Source organism: uncultured Faecalibaculum sp., from assembly GCF_910588395.1.
Classification (GTDB): domain Bacteria; phylum Bacillota_I; class Bacilli_A; order Erysipelotrichales; family Erysipelotrichaceae; genus Faecalibaculum.
Map to the genome: position 1 here is coordinate 1 of NZ_CAJUPA010000079.1, position 2115 is coordinate 2115.

Consider the following 2115-nt stretch of genomic DNA (forward strand, 5'->3'; position numbering starts at 1 on the left):
CGATCATGACCCAGTTCTTCTTGCCGATGCAGAATCCGCGGATCGACTGCTCGGCAGCGTTGTTGTCCATTGGAACCTCGCCGTCATCAAGGAACACTTTCAGGTATTTTTCCTGGTTGATGGAGTAATTGAAGCCTTCCCATGTCTTGCTTTTCTGAGGTACTTTCGGGATGTTTTCTTTTACCCATGTGAAATAGGCCTCCACCAGCGGGCGGACGCTTAACTGGCGGCGGGCTTTCCGTTCTTCTGCCGGGAGATCCTTTAGCATCTTCTCTTCCCGGCAGATGGCCTGTATCATTGTCAGCGCAAGGTACGCACGGCTGTCTTTCTGCTTTGCTTTTGGCAGAGCCCTGACTGCTTCATCAAACCTGCGTCTCGAATGGGACCAGCATCCGGCAATCTTTAAGTCTTCCCGTTCGTTTTCGACCGTGTGGTAGACCTGGTACCCGTCTGTGACGCAGATCCCGCTGAAATCCTTCAGGAATTCCCTCGGATGGCTGGCATTGCGTGTCTTCTGGTATTCATACAGAATAATCTGGTGGTCCGTGTACATCCGTCCGGTCCGGTACACCCACATGAAGCTTTTTGCTCCGGCGGGGCGGCCGTCTTTGTTTACCAGTACGGGCGTCTCGTCTGCCTGCAGGACATGGTAGCCGTATAACTTTTCATGAAGGTAATCATAGAGGACTGCAAGATACCTGTCTGCACACTGAATCGTCCAGTTTGCCATGTTCTGCCTTGAAATGTGCAGGCCATACCGTTCAAACTCCTGCTCCTGCCGGTAAAGCGGGACGGCATTCACATATTTTGCGTTCATCACTGCCGCCTCAAGGGACGGGGACACAAGGCTCCCCCTTAAAAGGCATTCCGGATGCGGGGCCTTTACGACCTCCTGCGTCTTTTTCCCGGCATATACCTTCACATGGTGTTCCTCCACTTCGATCTTTGCCGGGGTAAAGCGGTATCTGCGGTATATTTCGTCAGGGAGCTGTTTCCATCCTTCCTGTCCGAATTTTTCCTCAAGCTCCTTTTCATCCATGGAATGCTCCACCACAACAGCCGGAAGCCCTTCCAGCTCTTCTTCCCGTTTTCCCTGTTTTTTCTTTGGCTTCCGGCGGGGCGCATCCTCCTGGCTGCCATCAGACTCTTCACTGGAAACAGCCTCCGATTCGTTAAAAAATACGATTTTCCCATCCACTTCCATAAAAGAAATCTGGTCTTCGGTTTCGTGCCTCTCGGATGATCTGCCGAAACGGTGCCTTTTTAAGTCTGACATCTGTTCCAGCACCAGCTGGAGATTGTGGTCGATCTGCTTAAGCTGCTCCTGCTGTGACAGGAACAGCTCGATGATCGTTTCCTTATCAAGGCCGTTCAGTTTTTCTTCTGTATATTCCAAAGCCATGCCGCTGTCTCCCAGTGTTTTCACTGGATCCATTATAACAGAAAACAGTATCTTTTGCGAATCCGGCGCGGCAGACCGTTCGTCATAATGCCCATGGCTGCAGATGCGTCAGGGCAGCTTATGGAGGCTGTTCCTAATACATCCTTTTCAAAAAAAGGGACATGGGCATCCACGCCATATATTGCCGGAAAACCATTGCAGAGACCGTCCCTGTCACAGGAAACAGGGTATCTGCAGCCGCATCTGGGCTGCCTGGAAATTTCTCTGTTTTGCACAAAATCATCCCATATATTCCGGCGGTTCCACCGGTCTGACGGACTTCTTCGGTGCAATCGTCAGCCCTTCCATCAGCCAGCGGAACTGCTGCGGCGTCAGGGAACGCACTTCCTCCGGATTACGCGGCCATTGGAACTGGCTTTCTGACAGCCTCTTATACAGCAGGAGCCAGCCATCCCCCTCCCACACCAGACCCTTGATGCGGTCTGTGCGCCGGCCGCAGAAAAGATAGAGGGTATCCGGGACATATGGCCGGTTCCCTGTCTGTGCCTCGATAAGTGCTGCCAGCCGGTCCATTCCCGAACGCAGGTCTGTGTATCCACAGACGATATAAACCGCTTTAAAGCAGGCGGCGTCATTGAGCATGCCGCACCACCTTAAGTACCTCTTCCAGAAGAGACATGGATGAGGATTCTGTTACATGGATGGAATATTCC

Annotated in this window: 2 protein-coding genes; both read right to left on the reverse strand. The window is 52.2% G+C overall.

The features are described from left to right. On the reverse strand, positions 1-1426 hold a 1426-nt coding region (locus QZ305_RS11630; RefSeq protein WP_294732158.1), incomplete at its 3' end, for an IS66 family transposase. A gap of 255 nt (positions 1427-1681) precedes the next feature. Further along, complete coding sequence (gene tnpB / locus QZ305_RS11635) at positions 1682-2044, reverse strand: IS66 family insertion sequence element accessory protein TnpB (protein WP_294732159.1); 363 nt, start codon at positions 2042-2044, stop codon at positions 1682-1684. Between the last annotated feature and the right edge of the window lie 71 nt (positions 2045-2115).

Excerpts from the sequence above, each read along its gene's own strand:
- tnpB (WP_294732159.1), bottom strand. The coding sequence starts at position 2,044 with ATGCTCAATGACGCCGCCTGCTTTAAAGCGGTTTATATCGTCTGTGGA.